23 protein-coding genes and 1 tRNA gene are annotated in these 26,850 nt (G+C 43.5%); 4 read left to right on the forward strand and 20 right to left on the reverse strand.

Translation table 11 applies throughout. The features are described 5' to 3' along the window. Window positions 1-63 precede the first annotated feature (63 nt). Window positions 64-546 carry a ribosome maturation factor RimP gene (rimP, locus tag G400_RS0102010; protein ID WP_017261981.1) on the reverse strand — a complete coding sequence of 161 codons (483 nt, stop codon included), beginning with the start codon at window positions 544-546 and terminating at the stop codon, window positions 64-66. Between the two features lie 195 nt (window positions 547-741). Here rimP and G400_RS14255 point away from each other — a divergent pair, with 195 nt between their 5' ends. After that, complete coding sequence (locus tag G400_RS14255) at window positions 742-1,713, forward strand: VOC family protein (protein ID WP_017261982.1); 972 nt, start codon at window positions 742-744, stop codon at window positions 1,711-1,713. 254 nt (window positions 1,714-1,967) lie between these two features. Here the strand turns inward: G400_RS14255 and G400_RS0102020 are convergent, their stop codons facing one another. The 12 genes from G400_RS0102020 to G400_RS0102075 all read right to left on the reverse strand — a co-directional run bounded on the left by G400_RS0102020 (window position 1,968) and on the right by G400_RS0102075 (window position 16,986). After that, window positions 1,968-6,287: a PolC-type DNA polymerase III gene (locus tag G400_RS0102020; RefSeq protein WP_017261983.1), complete on the reverse strand. Its 4,320-nt coding sequence runs from the start codon at window positions 6,285-6,287 to the stop codon at window positions 1,968-1,970. A 150-nt stretch (window positions 6,288-6,437) separates the two neighbouring features. Continuing rightward, window positions 6,438-8,147, reverse strand: a complete 1,710-nt coding sequence (locus G400_RS0102025) for a proline--tRNA ligase (protein ID WP_017261984.1) — start codon at window positions 8,145-8,147, stop codon at window positions 6,438-6,440. A 50-nt stretch (window positions 8,148-8,197) separates the two neighbouring features. After that, on the reverse strand, window positions 8,198-9,463 hold the full coding sequence (gene rseP, locus G400_RS0102030) for an RIP metalloprotease RseP (RefSeq protein WP_017261985.1): 1,266 nt from the start codon (window positions 9,461-9,463) through the stop codon (window positions 8,198-8,200). A 94-nt stretch (window positions 9,464-9,557) separates the two neighbouring features. Continuing rightward, on the reverse strand, window positions 9,558-10,343 hold the full coding sequence (locus G400_RS0102035; protein ID WP_017261986.1) for a phosphatidate cytidylyltransferase: 786 nt from the start codon (window positions 10,341-10,343) through the stop codon (window positions 9,558-9,560). A gap of 45 nt (window positions 10,344-10,388) precedes the next feature. Then, window positions 10,389-11,084 carry an isoprenyl transferase gene (locus tag G400_RS0102040; protein WP_236402217.1) on the reverse strand — a complete coding sequence of 232 codons (696 nt, stop codon included), beginning with the start codon at window positions 11,082-11,084 and terminating at the stop codon, window positions 10,389-10,391. Window positions 11,085-11,504: 420 nt separating this feature from the next. After that, window positions 11,505-12,068: a ribosome recycling factor gene (frr, locus tag G400_RS0102045; RefSeq protein WP_017261988.1), complete on the reverse strand. Its 564-nt coding sequence runs from the start codon at window positions 12,066-12,068 to the stop codon at window positions 11,505-11,507. A 1-nt stretch (window position 12,069) separates the two neighbouring features. Next, a complete protein-coding gene (gene pyrH / locus G400_RS0102050; RefSeq protein ID WP_017261989.1) occupies window positions 12,070-12,792 on the reverse strand; it encodes a UMP kinase in 723 nt (240 codons plus the stop codon). An 82-nt stretch (window positions 12,793-12,874) separates the two neighbouring features. Next, entirely contained in the window at window positions 12,875-13,750 is an 876-nt protein-coding gene (tsf, locus tag G400_RS0102055) for a translation elongation factor Ts (RefSeq protein ID WP_017261990.1), read from the reverse strand. 113 nt (window positions 13,751-13,863) lie between these two features. Beyond that, entirely contained in the window at window positions 13,864-14,649 is a 786-nt protein-coding gene (rpsB, locus tag G400_RS0102060; protein ID WP_017261991.1) for a 30S ribosomal protein S2, read from the reverse strand. A gap of 152 nt (window positions 14,650-14,801) precedes the next feature. Continuing rightward, on the reverse strand, window positions 14,802-15,794 hold the full coding sequence (locus G400_RS0102065) for a D-2-hydroxyacid dehydrogenase (protein ID WP_017261992.1): 993 nt from the start codon (window positions 15,792-15,794) through the stop codon (window positions 14,802-14,804). A 146-nt stretch (window positions 15,795-15,940) separates the two neighbouring features. Continuing rightward, window positions 15,941-16,225 (reverse strand): GIY-YIG nuclease family protein, encoded by a 285-nt coding sequence (locus G400_RS0102070; RefSeq protein WP_017261993.1) that lies wholly within the window; start codon window positions 16,223-16,225, stop codon window positions 15,941-15,943. A gap of 2 nt (window positions 16,226-16,227) precedes the next feature. Then, window positions 16,228-16,986, reverse strand: coding sequence for a tRNA1(Val) (adenine(37)-N6)-methyltransferase (locus G400_RS0102075; RefSeq protein WP_017261994.1), 759 nt, complete (start codon window positions 16,984-16,986; stop codon window positions 16,228-16,230). A 287-nt stretch (window positions 16,987-17,273) separates the two neighbouring features. Between G400_RS0102075 and G400_RS14260 the strand changes: the two genes are divergently transcribed. Next, a complete protein-coding gene (locus G400_RS14260) occupies window positions 17,274-18,008 on the forward strand; it encodes a lysophospholipid acyltransferase family protein (RefSeq protein ID WP_017261995.1) in 735 nt (244 codons plus the stop codon). A gap of 120 nt (window positions 18,009-18,128) precedes the next feature. On the opposite strand, the gene G400_RS0102085 is transcribed toward G400_RS14260, so the two are convergent. From G400_RS0102085 to G400_RS0102100, 4 genes are all read right to left on the reverse strand, one after another. Next, entirely contained in the window at window positions 18,129-19,979 is a 1,851-nt protein-coding gene (locus G400_RS0102085) for an ABC transporter ATP-binding protein (RefSeq protein WP_017261996.1), read from the reverse strand. Next, window positions 19,979-21,730: an ABC transporter ATP-binding protein gene (locus G400_RS0102090; RefSeq protein ID WP_026017155.1), complete on the reverse strand. Its 1,752-nt coding sequence runs from the start codon at window positions 21,728-21,730 to the stop codon at window positions 19,979-19,981. Before G400_RS0102090 ends, G400_RS0102085 begins: the two co-directional genes overlap by 1 nt. A 96-nt stretch (window positions 21,731-21,826) precedes the next feature. Then, window positions 21,827-22,051: a YneF family protein gene (locus G400_RS0102095; RefSeq protein ID WP_017261998.1), complete on the reverse strand. Its 225-nt coding sequence runs from the start codon at window positions 22,049-22,051 to the stop codon at window positions 21,827-21,829. Window positions 22,052-22,142: 91 nt separating this feature from the next. Next, entirely contained in the window at window positions 22,143-22,382 is a 240-nt protein-coding gene (locus tag G400_RS0102100) for a DUF896 domain-containing protein (RefSeq protein WP_017261999.1), read from the reverse strand. 230 nt (window positions 22,383-22,612) lie between these two features. On the opposite strand from G400_RS0102100, the gene lexA reads away from it, so the two are divergent. Continuing rightward, complete coding sequence (gene lexA / locus G400_RS0102105; protein WP_017262000.1) at window positions 22,613-23,242, forward strand: transcriptional repressor LexA; 630 nt, start codon at window positions 22,613-22,615, stop codon at window positions 23,240-23,242. Window positions 23,243-23,466: 224 nt separating this feature from the next. Here lexA and G400_RS0102110 read toward each other — a convergent pair whose 3' ends face one another. After that, on the reverse strand, window positions 23,467-23,907 hold the full coding sequence (locus G400_RS0102110) for a nucleoside 2-deoxyribosyltransferase (RefSeq protein WP_017262001.1): 441 nt from the start codon (window positions 23,905-23,907) through the stop codon (window positions 23,467-23,469). A 601-nt stretch (window positions 23,908-24,508) separates the two neighbouring features. On the opposite strand from G400_RS0102110, the gene G400_RS0102120 reads away from it, so the two are divergent. Then, window positions 24,509-25,165: a hypothetical protein gene (locus tag G400_RS0102120; protein WP_017262003.1), complete on the forward strand. Its 657-nt coding sequence runs from the start codon at window positions 24,509-24,511 to the stop codon at window positions 25,163-25,165. A 216-nt stretch (window positions 25,166-25,381) separates the two neighbouring features. On the opposite strand, the gene G400_RS0102125 is transcribed toward G400_RS0102120, so the two are convergent. Both G400_RS0102125 and G400_RS0102130 read right to left on the reverse strand, forming a co-directional pair. Beyond that, entirely contained in the window at window positions 25,382-26,542 is a 1,161-nt protein-coding gene (locus G400_RS0102125) for a hydroxymethylglutaryl-CoA synthase (RefSeq protein ID WP_017262004.1), read from the reverse strand. A gap of 126 nt (window positions 26,543-26,668) precedes the next feature. After that, window positions 26,669-26,757, reverse strand: a tRNA-Ser gene (locus G400_RS0102130). Between the last annotated feature and the right edge of the window lie 93 nt (window positions 26,758-26,850).

The raw sequence follows: 26,850 nt of genomic DNA on the forward strand, positions 1-26,850 counted from the left end.
CTTACATGAACCGTCAGGATAGCGATTCGCGACTTTAGGCACGATCACTGTGTCAGTTGTGTTTTAAATACCACTAAAATCAATCGCCAAACGGGCACTTGCAATGGCTTTACGTTCAATCGTCACTGTTTTAGCAACCCCTTTGACTTTATAATTCAACGTTAATGTTTCCGGCGTAAGTTCAGCCAGAGTACCTTCAAATACCTTCACTTTGTCAATCGGTTGATACAGTGAAATGTGAATATACTGGTTAACTGCGCTTTCGAAATCGGCCTCCTTTTTTAGTGGCCGTTCCGCGCCTGGCGAGGAAACTTCTAAATAGTAAGCTTGGGGAATGGGATCTGGGTCAGCGGCATCAAGCTCCGCACTCAGAGCATCATTCACGATGACACAGTCATCAATGGTAATGCCGCCTTGTTTGTCCACGTAGACGCGCAAATACCAGCTTTTACCTTCCTTGACAAATTCAACATCCACAAGCTGAAAATGATGTTCGTCAACGATGGGCTGAACCATCTGGGTAACCGTTTCTGTCACACTGCTCAAGTTTTCCACCTCCTCATTTAGCCCTGAAAAAAGAGCGAGCCACGAATGGCTCACTCTTAGATTAAGAGTCTTAAATTACAAGTCATAGTATAGCATCCCAGCGCCAAAAACACAACCAACGGCACCAATTCAAGCATTTTGAGCATGTTCGGTATAAAATATGATTAAGTCCAACTGATATTGAGGAGGGGTATCATGCTTTTTTCACCACATCATATTTCATTGCTGACCGGTAACGCTTCCGCTAATGCACAATTTTACATTCAAGTACTTGGTCTCAGACTCGTTAAAAATTCCGTTAATCAAGAAGCCGTTCACATCCGACACCTTTATTACGGTAATAATTTAGGCGATCCCGGCAGTGTCATCACCTTTTTTGTTTTAGACCATTTAGGCCAACGTCAGGAAGCAAACCACGGACTAACAGGTATTCGGATCGGCATTCCTCGTAATACGACGACCTATTGGCAAAAACGGCTTAAGGCGGCCAACTTTCATCCACAGCTTATTGCTAGCGGACTAACAGTCACAGACCCAGATGGTGTTTTGTTAACCTTCGTCGAAGTGGATCGTCAATTAACGGATCACCAGCATGTGCCAAATGATGTTCCCGTGGAGAATCAAATAGTTGGTCTACTTGGAACCAATATTGACTATGTTAATTATTCGGAAACGGTCACCTTCTATCAGGATTGGTTGGGGCTCAACGACTTTAATCATCATATTCCCCTCCCATCTAGCGGTGCATCAATCACTCTGACCTCAGCACCTGATTCAAATCACCGCTCACGAATGGGCCGCGGCAGTGTTGATCACATTGCATTACAAGTTCCTGATCAGGCAACACTGTTTCATTATTACAGACGGGCACAATCACTTGGTTTGGATATTGAACTTTATCGTGACCGCGGCTGGTTTCAAAGTATTTATGTTCGTGACCCCTCCGATAACCGAATCGAATTGGCAACTGTTACACCTGGTTTTGCATTGGAAGAACCAGCATCTACTATGGGGCAACAATTGTCTTTGCCACCCCTTTTTGCTGACCAAACAGATGCTGTCAGGCGCTGGTATAACGACCATAATGTAAAGTTCAACGAAGCGGAACGTTTTGAAAACAAGGCCACTCTTAACCAGAGCAAATTGCTGACAACCAACTCACAATAAGTATTAGTGAACTAAAAATATGAATTAAAACCAAGGCGGAAAACAAGCTGAATCTTTGGATATGTCTAATCTTAAATACGCCCTATTCCTCAAGTTCGGGAATAAGGCGTATTTGCTTTGCATACAGTTTTTCGATCTTTTGGCACACGGTGACATCAGCATCGTTTGGGCCAAATAAACGAGTATCACAGCCACGTTCAGTTCATATTATGCTAAATATAAATTGACTGTTTTAATCAAGTCTAAACAAGGCTTTAAAATAGGCTCAACTGATTTTCGTCAGGTAAATCATCTAACACATGGTTCTCAGTCAGAAAATCAATAATCGTAGCAGAAACTTTGCCCCGTTTGCTTAGATCTTCTTTGGACAGGAACGGCTTTTCCTCACGAGCTGCAACAATCTGTTTAGCAACGTTATCGCCCAAGCCAGGAACAGCATTAAACGGAGCAATCAATGAGTCTCCGTCAATCAACCAACTCTGTGCATCCGAACGTTCAACATCAATCATTTTGAACTTAAAGCCACGCTCCATCATTTCGTTAGCTAGTTCAAGCACCGTTAACAGACTCTTTTCCTTAGTTGATGCATCGTTTCCCTTGTCCATGATCGTTTTCATTGATGCCTTAACCGCATTTTTACCACGCGACATGGCAACTAGATCAAAATCATCAGCACGAACAGAGAAGTAAGCAGCGTAATACAACATCGGGAAGTAAACCTTAAAGTAAGCCACTCGTAACGCCATCAAAATATAGGCAGAGGCATGCGCTCTTGGGAACATGTACTTGATCTTTAGACAGGAATCAATGTACCACTGTGGCACATTCGATTCGCGCATAGCTGCTTGCCATTCATCAGGAATCCCGCGACCGTGACGCACAGATTCCATGATCTGAAACGACATTTCGGAATCCAACCCGTAGTTAATCAAGTCGGTCATGATGTTATCACGACAACCAATCACGTTGGCAATCGTCGCCGTGCCGTCTTTAATCAACTCTTCCGCATTACCCAACCAAACGTCGGTTCCGTGTGACAGCCCTGAAATTTGTAATAATTCGGAATAGTTCTTCGGATGTGTTTCCTCAAGCATTCCTCGAACAAACCGGGTTCCGAATTCAGGAATTCCCAGTGTCCCTGTCTTACTGAAGATTTGTTCTTCTGTAACACCTAGCACATCTGTACCAGAGAACAATCCCATCACACCGGGATCATCCGTAGGAATCGTCTTTGGATCGATTCCTGATAAATCCTGTAATGTCCGGATCATCGTTGGATCATCATGTCCAAGAATATCCATTTTCAAAATATTGTCATGAATTGAATGGAAATCGAAGTGAGTTGTCTGCCAAGCAGCGTCTTGGTCATCGGCAGGATACTGGATTGGCGTGAAATCGTAAATATCCATGTAGTCCGGAACGATGATAATTCCGGCTGGATGTTGACCCGTCGTTCGTTTGACACCCGTGGCGCCGCTGGACAAACGGTCAATTTCAGCCTGGCGGAAAGTAACGTCGTGATCACGTTCATAAGCCTTAACGTAACCATAAGCGGTCTTATCGGCAACCGTTCCAATCGTCCCCGCGCGATATACATTGTCCTCACCGAACATGACTTTAGTATAGTTATGCGCAATGGGCTGATAATCTCCGGAGAAGTTCAAATCAATATCAGGAACCTTGTTTCCTTTAAATCCAAGGAATGTTTCAAACGGAATGTTCTGTCCGTTTTTCTTAAGCAACGTGCCACACTTAGGACAGTTCTTATCCGGTAAATCATAGCCCGAACTGTATTCACCATGCGTAAAGAACTCGCTGTACTTACATTCTGGGTTAGGACAAAGATAATGGGGCGCCAGTGGATTCACTTCCGTAATGCCGGCAAACGTCGCTACAACGGAAGAGCCCACCGACCCACGAGAACCAACCAAGTACCCATCCTTGTTAGATTTATGCACTAACCGTTGTGCAATCAAATAAATAACAGAGAACCCGTTTCCAATAATCGATTTCAATTCACGGTCAACACGCTTTTGCACGATATCTGGCAATGGATCACCGTATAGTTCATGAGCCGTGTCCATTGTCCGTTCACGGATTTCATCCTCAGCACCTGCCATTCTTGGCGTGTACAGTTTATCTTTCAGCGGGTGCACATCTTCGACCATGTCAACAATTTTATTCGGATTGGTAACAACCAATTCCTGAGCCAAATCGTCCCCTAAGAAACTGAATTCTGACAGCATTTCATCAGTGGAACGGAAATGAACATCCGGTAATGAATGACGATTAAGCGGATTAGCACCACCCTGCGAACTAATAAGGATTTTTCGATAAATAGCATCGTGGGGATCCAAGTAATGAACATCCCCTGTCGCCGCAATCGGTTTATCCAATTCATGAGCGATTTCAACTAAGGATTTAATGATTGCCTCAAGTTTTGCATTGTCGTGAATTAACTCACCCTCAATTAAGGGTTTGTAAACCGGTTTAGGTTGAACTTCCAAATAATCGTAATATTTTGCTCGCTTGAGTGCTTCTGCTTTTCCCTTTTGCATGGCCGCTTCGAATACTTCACCAGAGGAACACGCTGAGCCGACGATAAGTCCCTCGCGTAAACGGTTTAGTTCACTCCGCGGTACACGGGGTACCCGGTAGAAGTATTTCACATTCGACAGTGAGACAAGTTCAAATAAGTTTTTCAGACCGGCCTGCGTCTTAGCAATCACGGTTGCGTGAAATGGTCGTGCATGTTTGTACGCATCGTTGTCACTCATGTGTTCATTCAACTGATCATGATAAACAATGCCATAGCGTTCTTCTGCATCTTTCAAGAAAATCATGGCTAAATGACCCGTTGACTCAGCATCAAAGATGGCACGGTGATGATGTTCCAATGAAACATTGAATTTTTTGGCTAGTGTATTCAGACGGTAACCCTTTAACGTCGGGTATAAAAACCGTGCCAGCGTTAAGGTATCAATAATCGGATTATCGATTTCTGGCATATCATGACGCACATAACCAGTGTTCATAAAACCGACATCAAATGTCACGTTATGACCGACCAAAATATCGTCGCCATACCAATCACGGAACATTTTAAAGACTTCTTCTTCAGTCTTAGAGCCTGCCACCATATCATCCGTAATACTCGTTAAGTTAGTGGTCGTATCAGACAAGTGAAAACCAGGGTCAATAAATTCCTCGAACTGATCAATGACGTTACCATCCTGCATTTTAACGGCAGAAAGCTCGATAACTTTATCGTAAATGGCTGAAAGACCAGTCGTTTCAACGTCAAACACCACGTATTCGTGACCTTTTAGCACCTCATGAGCGTCATTGATCCCAATTGGCTCACCATCGTCGACCAAGTTGACCTCAACACCATACAGCATTTTAATGCCAGCCTTTTCAGCAGCTTTAAACGCTGCTGGGAAACCTTGGACACCAGCATGGTCTGTGATTGCAATCGCCTTGTGACCCCATTTTGCTGCCCGGCTGACAAAATCAGCAATGTTATTCGTAGCATCCATCGTGCTCATCTGCGTATGGAGGTGCAATTCCACCCGCTTACCATCTTCTGGCGCAGTGTCTTCTCGTTCTGTATGAGAAACCACCTGCAAATCATTGGCAATAATGGCTAAGTCCCGCGAGAAGTTATCTTCCTGCACAGAGCCACGAACTTTAACCCACGCTTTTTCAGGAATGGCCGCAAAATTAGCTTCGTCATCTTCATTCCGTGAAAATTTCTTCACGATGAATGAAGAGGTGTAATCCGTAATTTTTATCGTCAGCAACTGTCGGCCTGACCGAAGTACTCTAATTTCTTTGGCGAACACGTAACCCTCAACGGTCACACTGCGTTCTTCCTCAGTAATTTCATCCATTCGACGAACTGGTTCGTCATCTTTAATTTTCCGCCCCATACTAACAGGACCGTTGACGGTTGGCGCAGATGAATGTTCGGCCTTATTTTTGGCGATGACGGCAGCAGCTTTGGTGACCATTTCTTCGTCTCGTTTTTCCTTGGCTGCCTGAAAATCAGCAAGCTGTTGCGCTGATGCCGCTTCATCAACCGTCGTTGCAAATGACAATTCGGGGAAACCTAATCGCTGATACGTGGCAACTAAAGCGGTCAATGTGTCACCGCTAAGAAAATCTGAAACAACTTGATTGGGCGCCGTAATAATCACTCGTTCGCCATCCATAGTTGGTGCTGTTCCTTCACACAACTGTCGTGCAAACTGCTCGTTCAATCCGCTGTGACTGACTGCCCAGGTCCAGTAGCGCGCAATCGTTTCAATTTCAGCATGTGTATCATTTGAAGCAATGTGAAAGTTTACCGTTGCGATCTCATCAAACGCTTGGGTTAATCGCTGTGAAAAGTTCATAAACGTTTCGAACGGCAAGATGTGATCAAAATGAAAGCCAAAACTCCAGGTCCTGCTCTGTTCATGAACGACCATATCGGTAATCTGCGCGTTCACAAAATTTGCGTCGGTTGCCTGTGACTCAAGATTTAGTTGGTCTAGTAATTTAATAAAAAGCTCGTGTTGATTTAACGCCACGAAAATGCGGCCTCCCCACATGAATGTTCTTAAGTAGCCAATTATAAAATAATCGTTTTTCAGTACAGTGCACACAAGTCGAACCCTGATGGGAAAATACCCTAAAGGTTCGACTTGTTATCCATAACATTTTAATTTCAATCGATATTGTTAATCAATGCCTTTGAACAGAATAGCCACTGTTTCAGTCAACTCTTCTTTGCGAACTTCAACTGTCTCACCAGTCTTGCGCAGTTTGATTTCTACAATACCGTCTGCGGCCTTTTTCCCGACGGTAACGCGCAATGGCAAACCAATCAAATCTGAATCAGCAAATTTGACCCCTGCACGTTCTGTTCTGTCATCAACCAACACCTTGTAACCGGCATCAGTTAAGGATGTTTCAAGTTCATCAGTCAATTCACGTTGTTCATCGTTTTTGATGTTAACGGGAATCAAATGAATGTCAAACGGCGAAATGGCTTTAGGCCATGCAAGACCATTTTCATCAGCCGTCTGTTCAGCAATCGCAGACAGCAAACGACTCACACCAATCCCGTAAGAACCCATGATTACGTCTTTTTGACGACCATTTTCATCAAGGACTTGAGCACCAAGCGACTCAGAATAGCGGGTTCCTAATTTAAACACATGCCCAATTTCAATACCACGGTTAAACTTCAAGACGCCTTCGCCATCAGGAGATACATCGCCTTCCTGAACCAAGCGAATGTCTGCAAACTGATCAACGCGGAAGTCACGGTTCAAGTTTGCATTCAAATAGTGGAAGCCATTTTCATTGGCACCAACCGGCATGTTCATAAGGTCGGCAACATCCTGGTCGGCAATGATTTTAATATCTTCACTGACGCCTACAGGACCTAGAGAACCGAAATCTGCACCCATATACTGTTCAGCCTGTTCAGTGGTTGCCATTTCTAAGTCAGTCGCATCGGCAACATTTTTTAGCTTAGTGTCATTAACTTCATGATCACCGCGGATCAAGGCAACTAATGGTTCGCCATCAGCCATATACAACATTGTTTTCAATGTCTTAGTTGTGTCGATATCAAGTCGTTTAGCAATTGCATCGATGGTTTTTTCACCAGGAGTGGCAATCTTTTCTAGCTCACGAGGTTCTTCATGCGATTTTTTAGGTACATAAAGACTGGTTGCAGTTTCCAAATTAGCAGCGTAATCACTACTGTCGGAGTAGGCAATCGTGTCTTCACCGACTGGCGCAATTGCATTAAATTCGCGAGACTCCTTACCACCCATCGCCCCGGAATCCGCCAAAATTTCACGGTAGTTCAGACCACAACGATTAAAGACATTTCGAAAGGCAACTTCCATCTGTTTGAAGACGCGGTCCAAACTCTCAGCATCGCTATGGAATGAATAAACATCCAGCATCAGGAATTCACGACCCCGCAACAGTCCGTAACGAGGACGATCCTCATCACGATACTTTTGTTGAATTTGGTACATAACCAATGGTAACCGTTTGTACGACTTAACTTCATCCCGAATAAAACTCGTAAAAGTTTCTTCATGCGTCGGGCCAAGAATCAAATCACGTTCGTGACGATCCTTCAACTTGTACATCGTCTGACCGTATGTGTCATAACGCCCTGACTGTTTCCAGAGGTCCGCTGGCAGTAACGCCGGAGCCAACATTTCAACAGCATCAATCTTAGCCATTTCTTCGCGAACGATTGTTTCCACGTTTGTTAACACTTGGAAAGCCAGTGGCAGGTAGGCATAAACACCAGCAACAACTGGTCGAATGTACCCCGCCCGTAACATCATTTGATGGCTCAAGGCCTCTGCATCACTCGGCGTTTCTTTCAACGTCGGAATTAGCATTTTACTTTGTTTCATCGATTAATTCTCCTCAATCTTCCAAAAGTTAACGGCCATTGTCAGTCGTTTCAGTGAACAAAATAGCGCATGATATCGTTCCACGTGACCAGAATCATCAGAAACAAAACAAAACCAAATCCGATGATTGTAACGACACCTTCAGTTTGCTGTGACAATGGTTTACGTCGAATTGCTTCAATTACGTTTAAAACTAGTTTACCACCGTCAAGCGCAGGAATTGGCAACAAGTTGACGATTCCTAAATTTAATGATAAAAAACCTAGCCAGTAGAGGATACCACTCCAACCAGCCTGTGTAGCTGTGGCCGTATTCGCATAAATCGCCACAGGCCCACCAAGGTCATTAAGACTGAAATGCGTGAACAAATGACCGAGCGCCGCGAACAACAGCACAGTCGTGTTCCAGAACCCACCAAATAGCTTTGCAAAAAAGCCGGTATCGATACCACGTTTAATGCCAACGGTCCGCGTTTTACTGCCAGAAACAGTTTTTACCTGCGGCGTTATTTTGACATGTTTAACCGTCTTTTGACCACGCTTAATGCCAAGTGTAATGTCGCCATGGGTATCACTAGTAATAGCACTTGTCACAGCCGTCCAGCTGTTAGTGCGTTTGTCATTAACGCTAACGATTCGGTCACCCGATTTCAGGCCAGCCGATTTCGCCGGCGTATTCGTTAATACTCCTGAAATCGCGTTGCTATTACTGGCAACGCCACCCATGGCGAATCCCATAATGGCAAACACCAACCACGCCAGAATAAAGTTATTCAGTGGTCCTGCAAAGTTAGTTAAAATACGGTGCCACAACGTAGCCGACTGAAACTGGACATCACGTGGCGCAATCAACACCTCTGTGCCGTCCTTTTCAATGATTGTTGCATCGTGATCTACTGCATACGTCTTGACGACACTTTCGTCACCATTTTCGTAACCCTTTATGACCAATTGATCTACTAAGTCAGACTCCGTCACAATAACAGGAATGCCATTAAACAGCGTCGTTTGATCACTAGCATTAATTCTGGTGACTTTACCAGAATCGCCCACCATAACACTGATTGGCGTTCCCGGTTGAAGTTGGTCATCCTCATCCTCGGCAGCACCGGCCATTCGAACATAACCCCCTAAGGGCAAAATTCGAATCGTATACAACGTCCCGTTTTTGCGCGTCCAAAAAACTTTGGGACCCATTCCGATTGAAAATTCACGCACAAGAATACCTGACCGTTTGGCAAAATAAAAGTGGCCAAACTCATGCACGACCACTAAAATTCCAAAAACAATAATAAAAGCAACAATTGTTTTTACCATTCACATAGGATCCTTTCATTTGAGCAGGCTACCGTTTTTAAAAATGAAAAAGCCGAAGTTTGAACAGCTATATTCCTAGACCAAATACGTGTGTCTAAATCAATCCCGTCAAATGTAGGATTGGTAACACAAACAACAAACTGTCAAAGCGATCCAAAATACCGCCATGACCCGGCAATATTTTGCCAGAATCCTTAACACCATAAAAACGTTTAAGAGACGATTCAACTAAATCACCTAATTGACCACAGACACTGTAAATTAGTGTCAGAATGACCATTATCGGCAAACTAAAGTGTTGTGGGAAAAAGGCAACCCAAACACTGCCGACAATAACGGCCACAATCGTGCCGCCAATAGAACCTTCCCACGTTTTGTTAGGCGATATTTGGGGAGCCAATTTGTGCCGACCCAATTTGCGCCCAATCATATAGGCACCAGAATCTGTCGTCCAGATGACAAACAAAATGTAGAACAGCGTGGACAACCCAGTATTTCTAGCAGCAACAAAGTAGTAAAAACCCATGCCAATGTACAACATTGCAAGTGTCAACACACCAGCATCATCAAACGAAAAATGGTTGCGTGTGAATACAGTATGTAACAGCAACAGCATCACGAAAATAAAGAATAAAAATTCTCGATTGAGGTTATCAGGCAAAAACGCCAACCAACTTTGTGGGGCTAGTAGCACAAGTAACCCTAGAAAACTAATAATCGCTTCCGCAGACACGACCAACTTCTTTTTCATAACCAGCACTTCGCCTAACGCCACAGCGCCAAGGACAATGGCTGCTAATTGAATTAGCCAACCACCATAGACAATCACCGGAATAAAAATCAATAACGCCACAACGGCGGTAATGACACGAGTACGCATATGAAACTCCTCACTTCTGGACAGACCTTAGCCTGTCACAAACTCTTATTTATTTTTTGGTTGTTTGACGCCACCGAAGCGACGGTCACGTTGTTGGAATTGGCTAATACAACGGCGTAATTCTGCGTCATCAAAATCAGGCCAATACCCCTCCGTAAAGACTAATTCGCTGTAAGCAATTTGCCAAAGCAAAAAATTGGAAATTCGTTCTTCACCACTAGTTCGAATCAACAAATCAGGGTTATTGTATGGCGCAAGTGGTGCAGTCATTAAGGCCTGATCAACAGTGTCAGTAGTAATGTCCGCAACTTGTTGATTTCCATCAACAACTTGTTGAGCAATTTTTTGGATAGCTGTCACGATTTCCGCCTGTCCGCCGTAATTAAGCGCAAAGTTTAAAATCATGCCAGTGCAATGAGCAGTATCTGCAATCGCATTGTTAACGGCTGTTTGCGTTTTTTTCGGGAGCTGATCTGTATATCCCATGACATTAACCCGCACATTTTCTTTAACCAAATCAGGCACAAAAGTGTCAAAAAAATCGACCGGCAGTTGCATAAGATAGTTAACTTCGTTCTCTGAACGTTTCCAATTTTCTGTTGAAAAAGCATACAGCGTTAGCACCTTAATACCTAAATGGCTAGCCGCAATGGTCACCTTTTTGACAGTATTCATGCCTTCCTTGTGGCCTGCCACACGTGGCAAATGACGCTTCTGAGCCCATCGTCCATTACCATCCATGATAATCGCAACGTGCTTAGGAATGCGTGTCTCATCGAGATCACTTGGCGAAGTTTCAGGCGCCACAGTTTTTTTTCGTCCAAACAAAACAACGTCCACCTTTCAATTCTACGTCTTTCTAGTTTAACAAAAACACCTAGTCATTACATTAAAACACAGCGAAATAAACGGAGTGAGCTTTTAAAAAATGACGAAATGTCCTCTGTTGACGGCACCGATAACCATTGTGTGCGGCCGTCAAATAATAATCGTTGTCGCAAATATCTACCTCGGCATTGTATCACTTTCCCGTAACCGGTAAAACTGGCCACGTCCTTCACTCATTAATAAATTGTCACCTTGAATAAAAAAACGACTGTGACTGGAAAGTAGATTTCCAAGCACAATCGCTTATATAACGAAAGATATACAGAGCAACAACTAGATAGTCATTAACTCTTTTTCTTTGTCACTAGCAATATTTTCAACGTTCTTAATGCCAGCATCTGTGATTTTTTGAGCCTGCTCTTCAAGATCGTGCAACTGATCATCAGTAAAGTCACCATTTTTGTGACCTTTTTTTAATGAGTCCATTGCATCCCGGCGTACATTTCGCACGGCAACTTTAGCTTCTTCAGCCTTACCATGAACTTGCTTTACCAAGTCTTTTCGGCTTTCTTCAGTCAATTGTGGGATAACCAGCCGAATAGCATTACCGTCATTGGCTGGATTAATTCCCAAATCAGAAGTCAAAATTGCGTGTTCAATAGCATCCAAACTACTTTTATCAAATGGTGTAATCAACAAGACACGTGCTTCCGGAATCGTGATGGAAGCCATTTGATTAATCGGTGTTGGTGCCCCATAATAATCTGCCTTAATATCAGCGAGTAGACCAGCATTGGCACGGCCTGCACGAATATTGCCAAGTTCACGCGACAGTGCGTCGCCGGCCTTGCTCATCCGTTCTTGTGCATCTTTTAAAATTGGTTCGTTAACAGCCATTTTATTTCCCCCTAACAGTTGTCCCGATATTTTCACCCTTAACAACCTTTAAAACGTTGCCAGGCTCGTTAAAATTAAAGACGACCAATGGAATATTATTATCCATTGACAGCGATGTTGCTGTTGTATCCATAACATGGAGACCCTTATTTATAATATCCAAGTGAGTCAGAGAATCATACTTAACGGCATCAGGGTCTACATTCGGATCGGCTGAGTAAATACCGTCCGTGCCATTTTTGGCCATTAGAATAGCATCCGCATTGATTTCAGCTGCCCGTAACGCAGCAGTTGTATCCGTTGAGAAGTATGGTGAACCAGTTCCACCGGCAAAAATTACGACCCGATCCTTTTCTAAATGACGAACAGCCTTCCGACGAATGTAAGGTTCCGCAATCTGGCGCATTTCAATAGAAGTCTGGACACGTGTTGGTACATCTAAGCTTTCCAAACTGTCTTGTAAAGCCAAGGCGTTCATAATAGTTGCCAGCATACCGACGTAATCAGCTTGAGCGCGTTCCATGCCCATTTCAGATCCCGCTTCACCTCGCCAAATGTTACCACCGCCTACAACAATTGCAATCTGCACGCCCAGCGCATAGACCTCTCTTAGTTCTTCAGCAACGGTTTTAATCTTTGGCGGATAGATTCCAAATCCTTGTTCACCGGCCAGTGCTTCACCGCTCAACTTTAACATTACACGTTTGTATTTTACATCAGCCATTAGACCAACATCCTCCTTGTCAGATCCCATGTGGGCGTCTCATTCTACAAAAAAGGCGCACATAACGTACGCCCTGGTTTAATTACTTGATTTGACCCATAACTTCGTCAACGAAGTCATCGCTCTTCTTTTCCATGCCTTCACCGACTTGGTAACGAACGAATGAAACAACCTTGGCGTTCTTAGAGGAAACGTACTGGTCAACAGTTTGATCGCCATCCTTAACGAATGGTTGATCATTCAATGAAATTTCAGCCAACCATTTGTTCAAACGGCCATCAATCATTTTTTCTTTGATGTTGTCTGGCTTGCCAGCAAGGTCGTCTTCTTTAGAAAGAACATCCTTTTCATGATTCAAACGATCAGCTGGAACATCCGTCCGGTCAACATATTCTGGGTTGATTGCAGCAACGTGCATTGCAACATCTTTAGCTGTTTCGGCGTCGCCACCTTCAAGAACAACCAAAGAGGCAATTGAACCACCCATGTGCAAGTATGAACCAAATACTTGGTCATCAGTCTTATCAACGACCTGGAAACGGCGCAAACTAATCTTTTCACCTGTTACTTGTGTAGCAGAGATGATTGCATCGCTTAACGTTTCGTTGTCATTAGCTTTCAACTTCAAAGCATCTTCAACAGTAGCAGGTTCTTCTAGAGCAATTTGGTCGCTGACTGTTTGTAACAGATCTTTGAATGTGTCGTTTGAGGCAACGAAGTCTGTTTCTGAGTTTAATTCAACAATTGCTGCCTTGTTGCCATGGATAGCAACTTCGGTTAATCCTTCAGCAGCAATGCGGTCACTCTTCTTTTCTGCCTTGGCGATACCCTTTTCGCGTAAGAAGTCCAAGGCCTTGGCTTCGTCACCATCAGTAGCGACTAATGCCTTCTTGGCGTCCATGATACCAACACCGGTTTTTTCACGTAATGCTTTAACTTGAGCTGCTGTAACTGCCATCTTAGTATGGCCTCCTCATAATTTTTAATAAACATAGTAATTTGAGAAAAAGACTGCCTATCAATCTCAGGCCAAAACGGTCTCAACTGATAGACAGCCTAAGGTTTTATCGCTTAGTTGTTTTTTTGCTTGTTGTCGCCTTCAACAGCATCAACGATGTCTTCCATCGAATCGCCCTTAGCAGCGGCTTGTTGTTGATCGTCAGCGCCTTGGTCTTCACCTTGACGGCCTTCGATAACAGCGTCAGCCATCTTCGAAGAGATCAAACGGATGGCACGGATAGCATCATCGTTTGAAGGAATGATGTAGTCAATGTCGTCTGGGTCAGTGTTCGTGTCAACCATAGCAACGATCGGAATGTTCAACTTGTGTGCTTCTTGAACAGCGATTTGTTCCTTACGAGGGTCAACGATGAACATAACATCAGGAATACCAGGCATATCTTCGATACCGCCAAGGAACTTTTCAAGCTTTTCACGTTGCTTAGTTAACAAAGCAACTTCCTTCTTTGGCAGACGATCAAAAGTACCGTCTTCATCCATCTTCTTTAAATCCTTCAAACGCTTGATCCGTGTTTGAATGGTGTTCCAGTTAGTTAACGTACCACCAAGCCAACGGTGGTTAACGTAGTACATACCGGCACGAGTTGCTTCTTCTTCGATTGAGTCTTGAGCTTGCTTCTTAGTTCCAACAAATAAAATGTTTGAACCCTTAGCAGCTTCATCCTTAACAAAGTTGTAGGCAACGTCAGCCATCTTAACCGTCTTTTGCAAGTCAATGATGTAGATACCGTTACGTTCAGTAAAGATGTAACGCTTCATCTTTGGGTTCCAACGACGTGTTTGGTGACCGAAGTGGACACCAGCTTCAAGCAATTGCTTCATAGAAATAACAGCCATGTGTTAAATCCTCCAAAATATAATGTTTTTCCTCCCCAACGCTCATTTGCACAGATCACTCATCCCTGAGCACCGATTTGCGCATCACGCTAGGTGTGAATTGGTTTTGAACCGACAATTAGTATACCAAACGCCAAGTGCTGTGACAAGCATTAAATCACCTGATCTTCAGAGGCACCTGTTTGAATCAAGCTCAAATTATGATCGAGTGAAACGGTCACCATGTTTTTTACGGCCACATTTGTATAAAAAGCAATGTGAGGCGTCATTAAAACGTTCTCGCGAGCAAACAAGTTGTTGAAAGTTGGATCATCAATTTGTTGACCTCTTAAATCGTGGTTAAAAATGGGCAATTCCTTTTCATAAGTATCTAAGGCGGCGCCCGCGACCTTGCCACTATCCAACGCTGTAATCAGCGCCTGACTGTCAATCAACGTGCCGCGTCCTGCGTTAACGATCCAAACGCCGTCATTCATCTGGGCAAAAGCATCCTGATCCAGCATGTGAAAATCATCTTTGGTTGCTGGCGCGTGTAATGTAATCACAGTACTGGCCTGATATAAATCGGCCAATGAGTCAACATAGATGCCCTCTTTTTCCAATTCAGGATTGTGGTAAACATCATAGGCAACAACCTTCGCGCCAAAACCACGATATATTTGAATTGCAGCTCGACCAATTCTGCCAGTGCCGATCACACCAACTATTTGTTGATTCAACTCCTGCGAAACATCCGGTGCCCAACGAAAATCCTGAGCGTGAATTTTAGCTTCAAAACGACGCGTGTTGCGCAGCAATTGTAACAACTGGCTAACCGTAAATTCCGCAATTGCTGCCGGAGAATAAGCAGGCACATTGGTCACTTTAATACCTAACTTTTTTGCAGTATCGAGCGCCATGGCGTCCGTGCCCACGATTCGCGATGACACTGATCGCACATTTTCCTTGACCAATCGTTCAAATACCGCTGGCCCTACTGGATCCGTTTGTAAAATACTAATCCCATCACAGCCAGCCGCCTCATCAACGGAATGTTCATCCAAAATAGCTGGTGTCAACGAAACAGTTACCTCGGGATGTGCTGTCTGCCAAGCCTTAAAGTAAGGTCTTTCATCGTCTCGCACGCCATAAGCTAAAATTTTCATAACGTTTATGCCTCCAAGCAAAATTGGTGAATCTTTCAATTCTTGAATACCAATTTAGCTTAGCACAAAACTAACTCCTTCTTCGATGAAAGAATGACACCCAATCACTACAGCTAATGAAACGACTGGTCAATCGTCGTTAATTACTAATCATTACGTTCAAACGGGTTAGCATGATGATCCTGGAGAAAGGCAATTTTTTTGGCTCGCGGCTGATGCTTAAACGCATACTCAGCCTTTAGTGCGCTAGATTTATCCTCGAACGCCTGTGCGTAAATCATTTTTAATGGATGGCGAAACGCTGGTCGTGTGTACTTAGCTCCCTTGCCTGCCTGATGGGTTGCAAAGCGTCGGCCAACATCGTCTGTAAAACCGCCGTACAGTGTGTTGTCGGCACAAAGTAGCACATAAAAATAATAAGGCTTTGACACTGTTATTGCGCCTCGTTTCCGTAAAGCAATTCACGAACATGACCAACATAGTTACCTTCGTTGTCTGCAACAGTCAACGGTGGTAATACTTTTAAACCATTTATTTTGCCGTCTTTGATAGCGTCCACTAGGAACATATTGGCTTCGCGCCCCGGTTTTGGGTACACAAACTGCAACCGTTTGGGTGCCAAACGAGCCGCCTGCAGGAGCGTCATCATTTCCAAAAAACGATCTGGACGGAACACAAAATACGCGTGACCGGTCATCTTAAGCAACCCGGAGGCCGCGTTAATCACATCCGCTAACGTCGTCGTCAGTTCATGGCGTGCAATGGCGTAATGTTCATTGGGATTTTTTTGAGATGTTGGTGCATCGACAAAATAAGGTGGATTACACGTCACCACCGCAGCAGAATCTGGACGAATTACCGTCGTCACGTCGTTAAGATCCATTGTCAGCACTTCCGCCTGTGTTGCCAAACCATTAAGACTAATTGATCGCCGAGCCATGTCGGCTAGACGCGGTTGAATCTCAACCATTTTTATTTGCCCTTTTGTTTTGGGACTGAAAAACAAACCGACCGCCCCGTTACCGGCACATAAATCAACAGTTAATCCTCGCCTGGTTCTGTCGGGATTGGCAAAATCAGCTAATAGAACCGCATCTAGTGAAAATGAAAAAACGGTTTTGCTTTGAATAATTTTAATATCGGCACCGTATAACTGGTCAATTCGTTCATCTGGCAGTAAGTTAGGTTCCATTAATATGTTCACTTCTTTCACAGACTGTTTCAACCTTGCATTCTAGGGTCATCTTCGTCATACTCTTATCAGAATTATTATGGTCTAGCCTAGCAATTGCAAGTAGATTTCCAAATACCAATGGCGACCAGCTTTATCTATGTCAGTAATCAACGGGGTTGACGAATTTCAACTTATTTTTTAAACTAAGGCCAATGTTTCGACATTCGGGAAACGTCAATCATATTATATTATCAGCTTTTTAGGTTACCTATTTTTAAAAACATTTAAGACTTGGAGGCACCGCCTTGTTCTATTCATTTATTCGTGTTGTCGCCCGCATTATCCTGCTAATTGTCAACGGACGACCAAAAATTACACATAAAGACCGTTTGCCAGAAGGAACCTACATTCTTGTAGGGCCGCACCGAACGTGGTTTGATCCGATTTATTACGCTCTAGCCGCATCACCTCGAAAATTCTCGTTCATGACCAAAAAGGAGCTCTTCAAAAATCCAATCATCCGGTTTGTGCTCAACCATGCCAACGCCTATCCGGTAGACCGTGATCACCCAGGTCCTTCAGCAATCAAGACCCCCGTCAAGATTTTAAAGCAGGGTGAACTGTCAACAATCATTTTTCCTTCTGGCACTCGTCATTCCAGTGAAATGAAGGGCGGCGCCACAGTCATCGCTAAGCTTGCTGGTGTTCCCTTGGTTCCCACTGTTTATCAAGGACCATTGACCTTTATGGGATTGTTCAGTCGCAAGCGTGTCAAAGTCAGTTTCGGTGAACCAATTTATATCGACCGTAAATTCAAAACTGATGATGCCGGTCAACAACAAATTGATCAACAAATGCAAACCGCTTTTGATGCTCTAGATAAAGAAATTGATCCGTCCTTCCACTATGTGGATCCAAATCAAAAGCTCTATGAAGAATATCAACAAAAACAGGCTGCAGAGAAAACTGAAGAAAAAGTCGAAGCTGAACATTTGGCAGAGTTAACTAAGCCAGAAGTCCACAACAGTCGTAAATCATAATTAGCCAACCACAGCACAATTATTGTTATTAAAAAGGTGTACTGATAATTCCAGATTTGGAATCGTCAGTACACCCTTATTTTTATCATATCCAACAGACTGTCTCAGTCATAATTTCACTCAAGGCTGGGGTTCAGCGCTAGCATTGTTTTCCTCACTGTTAAGAAGTGCCTCACGTTGATCTGCGTCAACGGCTGTTTGCAACCGGTACATATCATAATAGCGCCCTCGCTTAGCCAGCAAATCAGCATGCGTGCCTCGCCCAACAATTCGACCCTGATCCAGCACCAATATCTGATCGGCATTTCTAATCGTTGACAGCCGGTGTGCAATTGCAATCGTGGTCCGCCCACTTTGCAATTTTTGAAGACCGTCCTGAATAAGTGCTTCAGTTTCTGTGTCGATGTCGGCCGTTGCCTCATCCAATATAAGCACCTTTGGATTATGTGCCACCGTGCGTGCAAATGACAACAGTTGTCGCTGACCACCGGAATAGCTGGCACCACGTTCAATGACACGAGCATGATATTTGTCAGGCAATTGATCAATAAAACGATCTGCTGACACAAAACGCGCAGCATCTTCAACTTGTTGATCACTGATATTGTCATCAAACATGCGGATGTTCGATGCAATGTCGCCGTAAAACATAAATGAATCTTGAAGGACAAGCCCGAAACGTTGACGTAATTCGGCCATACTGTAATCGCGAATATCACGATCATCAATCAAGACTTGACCCGAACCAAACTCATAAAACCGCATCAAAACATTTATTGTTGAAGATTTACCAGAACCCGTATGACCCACTAATGCAACCGTTTGTCCTGGTTCGACAGTAAAGGAAACGTCATGTAGCACATCATGTTCACCATCATAACTAAAGTTAACGTGTTTAAACTCGATTTTCCCTCGAGTAATTTTAGCGCCCTCGACCGGATGCTGTTGCGGAGCGAGTGTTTGATCATCCATCACCCGTAAAACACGTGAACCGGCAACAATACCGTCTTGAAAATCAGAAAGTGAATCCATCATGTTTGCCATCGGATTGTAAAAATTGCTGAGGTATTGGACAAACGCATAAATCGTACCTGCAAGAACAAAGTGATGAAATGCATCGATACCAAACATCCATAGCACAGCAACCTCGCCCAGAGCAAACAGCAAATCAATAATTGGACCCAGTAGCAATGAATTGGTGCGAATCATTGCCCGCCGTGTATCAAAATAGGCTTGGTTGGTTTGTTCAAATTCGCGATTCATTCGGTGTTCCTGACGAAATTCCTGAATCACCGCAATTCCGTTAATGGACTCCGCTAGTTTAGCGTTCAGTTCGCTCAGTCGTTCACGCATGGACCGGTAGACCCGACTGCTAAAATGCTGATAATACCAAATCGCAAAAATTAATATCGGTAAAAAGGCCAATACAACCAGTGAAACTTTAACGTTAGTTCGGTACATGGCGTAAAACGATGTAATCACTGAGAATAACGCCACAATAGCGGCAGCAAACAGTGCCCAGAATGTCTGAAATGACATCGTATCATTGGTTAGTCGCGACAATATTGATCCGGCCGGCACTTGGTCAAAATAGCGCATCCCCAGTGTGTGAAGCTTGCGAAACATCTTAACACGAACATTTTCAAGCATTCGTTCGCCACCCATGGCATACAAGAATTCCTGTCCAAACTGGAAAATCGCCTTGATAATCGTGCCAAGGAAGTAAAATCCAGCAAAGAAGAGAACGACTCGCAAGCCTGAATTATGCACCCTTAAATATTGATCCATATACGTTGACATCAGTTTTGGTAACAATACATTAATTAAACTAACCAAAAAGGCAAAGACAATTGCCCAAATAAAATCCCATTTATATGGCGCCGCATAAGGTAACAACCGCTTAATAACTGTTGTCTGTTCTTTCATCGACATACTTCGAGCCCAGGCCGACTCATGATTATTTTGTGCCATTAGTCATTGCCACCTCCAATCGAATCTGACAATTGTTGCTGATCGTACATCCGTTTGTACCACCCATTTTGGGCCATCAGTTCAGCATGAGTGCCTCGTTCACTAATATGACCATCCGTCATCACTAGAATTTCATCAGCATTAACAACTGAACTTAAACGATGTGCGGCAATAATTGTCGTTTTGCCAGCGCGATTACTACCTAAACGTTCAAGAATCTGCGCCTCAGTTTTGGCATCAACCGCCGACAAGGCATCATCTAAAATTAATATTTCAGGATCGATTACTAACGCTCTGGCAATAGCCAATCGTTGTTTTTGACCACCGGAAAGTGATACCCCCTCTTCACCAACTTCCGTTTGATAACCGTCCGGCATATTATCGACCTCGGTATCAAACGCAGCAGTATAAGCGGCATCTTCAATAGCCTGATCACTTAAATCAGGGTTTGCAAAAGCAATGTTCCCCTTTACAGACGTTGAAAACAAAAAACTATCCTGAGGCACGTAGCCAATTGATCGAATATAAGCATCCAGCGTGTAATCGCGAATATCATGACCACCCATTTTGATTGCGCCTTGATAGTCATCAAATTGCCGTAGGAGCAACTTAATAATGGACGACTTGCCGGCCCCAACTCGGCCAACAATGCCCAATGTGTGACCAGTAGACAATGAAAAATCAACGTCAGTTAGCCGTGGCTCCTTATCATCCGGATAATTAAATGCCTTGACGTCAAAATCGATAGTACCCGTTGCTGGCTGTTTAATCCCGTCCGTTTTTTCAACGATGCTAGACTTTTCATGCAGTAAAAAGTTAACCCGGTCGTAGGAAGCATTCCCACGTTCCATAGTGTTGAATAGTTGACCAATCGCAAACATTGGCCAAACTAGCATCCCAACATAGGCAATAAATGTCACCAATTGTCCCAGCGAGATCACCCCACTTGTTACATATCGGCCGCCTAAGACAATTGTCGCAACGTATGACAAACCAATGATCACCGTGATCAACGGATCAAACATTGCATCCAAAAAGTTGGTATAACGGTTGATTTTGATGGTGTCCTGAACCTGCCCCTCAAAATCTGCCTCATCCTGTTTCTCTTGGCCTAACGTTTTAATAACCTTAATGCCTTCAATACTCTCTTGTGCCTTGTTGTTTAAACGAGAAAAAGCGGCCTGTGACTCGCCAAAGGCTACGTGAATTTTCGTTCCCACATACCGAGCCACAATCGCAATCAACGGCAACGGCAGGACGGCTAAAATAGTGAGCCGCCAGTTAACCATGATCATCATGGCAATCAATGTGGTACCACCAGTGATAATGGAATCAGCAAACTGAAGGATCCCGCCACCAGCGACACGTTGAACAGCCGATAAATCATTTGTCGCATGGGCCATCAAATCTCCAGTTCGATACCGTTGATAAAAAGCAGTATCCATTTGCATAAAATGCCAGTATAGCCGTTCTCGTAGCGTTCGTTCGAGATTAGCTGCACCTCCCCAAATGGCCGTCCGCCATAAAAAGCGGGCTGCATATGCAAGCAAGGCCGTAACAGTCATGACGCCAAGTGCTAGACCAAGTTTTCCAGCAGTCAGCGTACGTTTATCCATTAGGTCAACCAACATACCAATAATTCTTGGCGGAATGATGCCCAGTAAGGCGGTTAGCAGTAAACCAATCACACCCCAAAAATATGTTCGTCGCTCAGCCTTAAAGTACCAAGCAAGTTTTCTAAAAATCGACACCAAGGTCACCAACTTTCCAATAACACAATTTAAAAAAGAATATAAAAAACGGGCAGGAGTAATCCAGCCCGTTTTAATCAATTACATTAATCAGAATTAGCTCTTTCGTGCTTGACTCTGCATGGTTGACAGCATTTGCTTCAACTTCTTTTCAGAAGGCTTTTGCCCCATTTGCAGCATCATCGTCCGTAGCATTTCTTCAGTAATCGGAGGATTATTCTTAAGGTAGTTTTGCATGTAGCGGCGCGCAAAGAAGAAGCCACCAACAACACCGGCGACTGCCGCTAAAATAACGATTAAAATCCACAACCCTGTTGACATCGAAATAACCTCCTTCCATAGATGAATTACATTAAATAATATTACACAACATCAACGCGCTTGAAAACCCTTTAATGTCAAAAAAGGCAAATTAATCGTCTCGCAAACCTTTTTTTCGTTGGACATCCTTCACTTTTTCTGGCGTAACTTCTTTACCATCCTTGTCGAACACCTGCATCATTTCAACTTGTGAGCGAAACGCCTTCCTAAAGTTAGCTAAAAAGGCCTCTCGCAGTTTCTTTTGTTCAGCTTTCTCTTCATCAGTTAGTCCCGTTGTCTTTTGTTTATGAGCAAGTTCATTAATCCGGGCACGTAATTTTTCTGATTCCATTAATTCTGCCCCTCCTTATCATTTATCCAAGGCTTCGACTGACCATTATACAAGAAGAAGTCGAAAAGTGGAAAAGATTTGCAGCAAAGCGAACATTTGTTTGACCAGGAGAGAAAAATGTGCTAAGTTTTAACTATCGAAATCGCGTAGCTCCGCTGACCGGACCCACCACGAACACGTTTTCACATTTGTTCGCGGCTGCGCAAAACTAAGACGAGGTGTTGACGAACATGTCAAGAAGTTCCGAAAGCAAACAAATTGCGGTACTCCGCTTTATCTATGAACGTGTTAATGAAAAAGGTTATCCGCCGACCGTTCGTGAAATTGGTGAGGCAGTTGATTTATCCTCTACTTCTACAGTTCATGGACACATTGATCGTTTGCAAAAAAAGGGATTGCTGGTTAAGGATCCCACTAAACCACGTGCCATTGAATTAACGGACGCTGGTTTGCAAACGCTTGGTGTGTCAACGACACCAAATGAGATTCCGGTCTTAGGTGTTGTTGCTGCTGGTGAACCAATTCTAGCAGTCCAAGATGCTACCGACTACTTCCCGGTTCCACCGGAGCTAACCGAATATGATGGCGATCTCTTTATGCTTACCATTCGTGGGGACAGTATGATTAATATGGGGATTCTAACTGGTGATCGTGTCATTGTTCGACGTCAACAAAACGCCGACAATGGTGATATTGTCATTGCAATGACCGATGAAAATGAAGCAACCTGCAAGCGTTTCTTTAAAGAGTCTGATCACTATCGACTCCAACCTGAGAACGATAACATGGCTCCCATTATTTTAAATAATGTCACTATTTTAGGTAAAGTTGTTGGTCTCTATCGTGATTCGGTTTATTAATTCCAAAATTGTAGCAGTAAAAAAACTGAGGTTTAACCACAAGTAAGTGGTTAAACCTCAGTTTTTTTGTCTGACTTCTTTCATAGGCCGCGTCTCATCATACATGACATGCAATAATTTGTTCACGGCTTAAATCTGCACAAATCAACCTGTTTTCACTGTTTGCTGTACCTTAATTAAAATAATCGCCATTACCACAGCAGGTGCTTCCTAGACAGACACTTCTACTGAACTTCACCAACGTAACGTTGCTCTGGCAATTGATCAAAGTTAAGCGCCGTCAATTCTTCAGCATGCTCAACATATGTTTTTGCGCCTTGAGCTAACATCAAATTAACTAGGCCCGTTTTTTCATGAACTAGTACTACCGTCTTACCTTTGGCCACGGCATAACCAATTTCAAAGGCCGTCCCACTGTCAACGGAATCCTCTGTAAAGTCACTAACAGCGACAACAATGTCAGCATCGTTTAGATGATCCAAATCGTGCTTGTATGCTGTCGACTGCCATTCTGGGCTGCCGAACGTTAATTCAGGGAATTGAGACTTTCGTGGACTAAACACATCACCAACGGTTTTATTGTCCGCTAGAGCCTGTTCTACACGTTTGACACGATCAATTTGGTCATCGTCAAAAAAAGGGCTGGCTAAATAAATAGATTTCACAGAATGATTCCTCCTCGAATTGATGCACTAATTATACGACAAAAATGAACAATCATACAATTAAAATTCGATTATGTTCACAAATGGAACTTTATATATGCTCAAATCTTTATTAATTCGATACTTGTTGTCAAAAATATGAACAATGATCATTTATCCACGCGACGTTCTCTCGGATCGCGGATTAATTTTGATCATCCTTAACGGACGCACTTGATCCGTTCTTAATGTCACCTGTCCATCTAACACATCTACCATATACCGATCAATCGGATCAAAATTAATAATTTGTACAATAACGTGATGTGCTAAGTGTTCAAGCACCTTACCCAAAAAGGGCTTTTGTAAATCATCGCATTTTGAACACCGAACTATACTACCTTGGCCTAGAGTTGCTGTCATAATAGGTCCTCCCTGAAATCATTCACTTCTTCTCTGTGTTTCGATTATGGATAGTGTAACGCACGTTTTCTCCAATTGCAATAATATTATTTATGATTATCATACGATTTTTATTATGGATAATCGATATCGCTTTTTCATTCATCAGTTGCAATGGTAGAATAGAAACCATCACGATAGAGAAAAAGAGGTTATCTTCATGATTTTTTTAGCCATTTTCGGTGGAATTGCATTAATTCTGGCCATTTTTTACTTACTTAATTCGATTCAAAACTATGGTACCTGGAAGTTTGCGACAGCACTCGTCGTCATCTTCACTTTGATCACGGGATTTGGAATTGTTAAACTGCCCGTCTGGCACCATCAGAGCCAAACAACGGCTGACCAATCTTCATCCCAAACTGCTAGTCGGCAATCATCTCAAACATCAGCGGCCGCTCAATCGTCGTTGGCAAAAGCTGCGTCTACCTTTAACCCGACTGGCGGTGTTATCAATGGTCAGACAGCTAAACAAAAAAGTGCCGCTAAATCATCTGCCGAAGATCAAATGACGACACAACTTAACTCGGCCTTTTCAACGCTTGGTAAAGTCACCTTTGACCGTGCCAAAAAAACTTACACAATTACACCAGAGAACGAAAATACAGTCAAAGCGCTGGAAGCACTTGAAAAACAACCGTCCGAAGCTGATCAGGCTCATTGGCCAACTTTAGTTAAGAATCTGGCCACTTCTTCTGCAAACGTTAGTAAGGCGCTTAAAGATGATTGCACACTGACACTAGTCAGCCCAGATCAATCTGGAAAGGTCTTATTCAGTGCAACAAATGGGAAAGCCACTACTAATTTTGCACAATAATCATCCTATGAACTAGCTATTGCCATTCTTCCTAAAGAATCAGATATCATGACTGCCTGTGGGCGGTCTTTTTTCGTTTGCAAACAAAAAAGCCCTCGAATTAACGAGAGCTTTAGACTTTATCGGTCACAAAATCGTATAGGCGTATCCATTGCGATTGACGCAGTAGCACTAATCTGAGTTACGACTGTAGTTATTGACGGAATTTCTCGTCAACTAATGTGCTTGGTACTGACGCTGTTCATTATCAATGCCGGCAAGCACAAAACGCGCGGGATCGGCCGCAATGTTCGTTTTTTTGGTACTGCCGTTAGTTGGTAATTGATCATTAAATAATTGTTCATATTCGGCCACAGATACCCGTTGACGCGCATTGAGTAATGATTCAATTTTGGCCCGATTAAACCCGTTCCGATAGTTCGGCTGTACCGTTGCTGTGTAAAATTCACCTTCTGCACCAGAGCCATAACTAAACAGGCCCAGCTGAGCATTAGCTGACAACGTACCGTTTGCTAATAATGACAACAAGCTCAAATATAATGAGCCCGTGTAGAGGTTGCCAACATGCCGGTTCCACAATCTGGCAGATTCAAAGTTCTCAGTCAACCGAGATGCTACTGTTTCATTCGTGGGCAATATGGTTCGCAGTGCTTTTAACCCCATTTTAGAAAATGGTAAGTGAAACAGCATTGCGTCAAAATCTGTTACATCGGCATCATATGTCTTTTTGAATCGAGTCCAAACATTTGTAAAAAAGTCGACGTAAATGTTGGCGGAAAAGTGACCATCCACACGCGCTTCCGTTGCATAAACTGGCCGCCAAAAGTCCATCACATCTTGCGTTAAATACGTACTTTGGTCGCTGATTGCTAATATTTGTGGGGCCGCGCTTACAACCATGGCGACAGCGCCCGCGCCTTGGGTGATTTCTCCGGGTGTATGTAAGCCATAACGGGCGATATCACTTGCCAAAACTAGTGCCTTACGTTGCGGATGTGCAGCAACGTAGTCTTTTGCTAATTGCAAAGCCGCCGTTGCGGAGTAACAAGCCTGTTTGACCTCAATGGCTCGTGTATGTTCCGTTAGTCCGAGCAAACGTTGGACATAAACGGCACCAGACTTAGAGTTATCAATTCCAGATTCAGTTGCAAATAAAATCAGATCAATCGCCTGCTTGTCCGATTCGTCGATAATTTGATTTGCTGCGTTGGCTGCCATAGTGACCACGTCTTGCGTTGGCGGAACGACAGCCATTTCTGATTGACCAATGCCGATATGATACTTATCAGGGTCATCCCCGCGTGCATGAGCTAAATCCGTCATATCCAACACCAAATGAGGTGTATAGAACCCCATTTTATCGATACCAATGTTCATCCTAGCAAGCTCCCTTTTAACAGATCAATTTTAGTTGTTTCCAAAAACGCCCAGGCATTAATTTAATTTAGAAAAAACACCACTCATCAAACGTCAATGGGTGGTGTTTTCCTGCCAAGGGTATAAAGGAGAGTACAGGATTTGAACCTGCGCGCCCGCTATAAACGGGTTCGACGGATTTCGAGTCCGTTGCATTACCACTCTGCCAACTCTCCAAGAGGTACTCAAATAGTATAGCATAAAAACGCCCCTACACAACGGTAGAGCTCATTTTTATCAATTGAAATAAGCACTTTTTAACTCAGTCT

The sequence above is a fragment of the Furfurilactobacillus rossiae DSM 15814 genome, from assembly GCF_000428925.1.
In the GTDB taxonomy this organism is placed as follows: Bacteria; Bacillota; Bacilli; order Lactobacillales; family Lactobacillaceae; genus Furfurilactobacillus; species Furfurilactobacillus rossiae.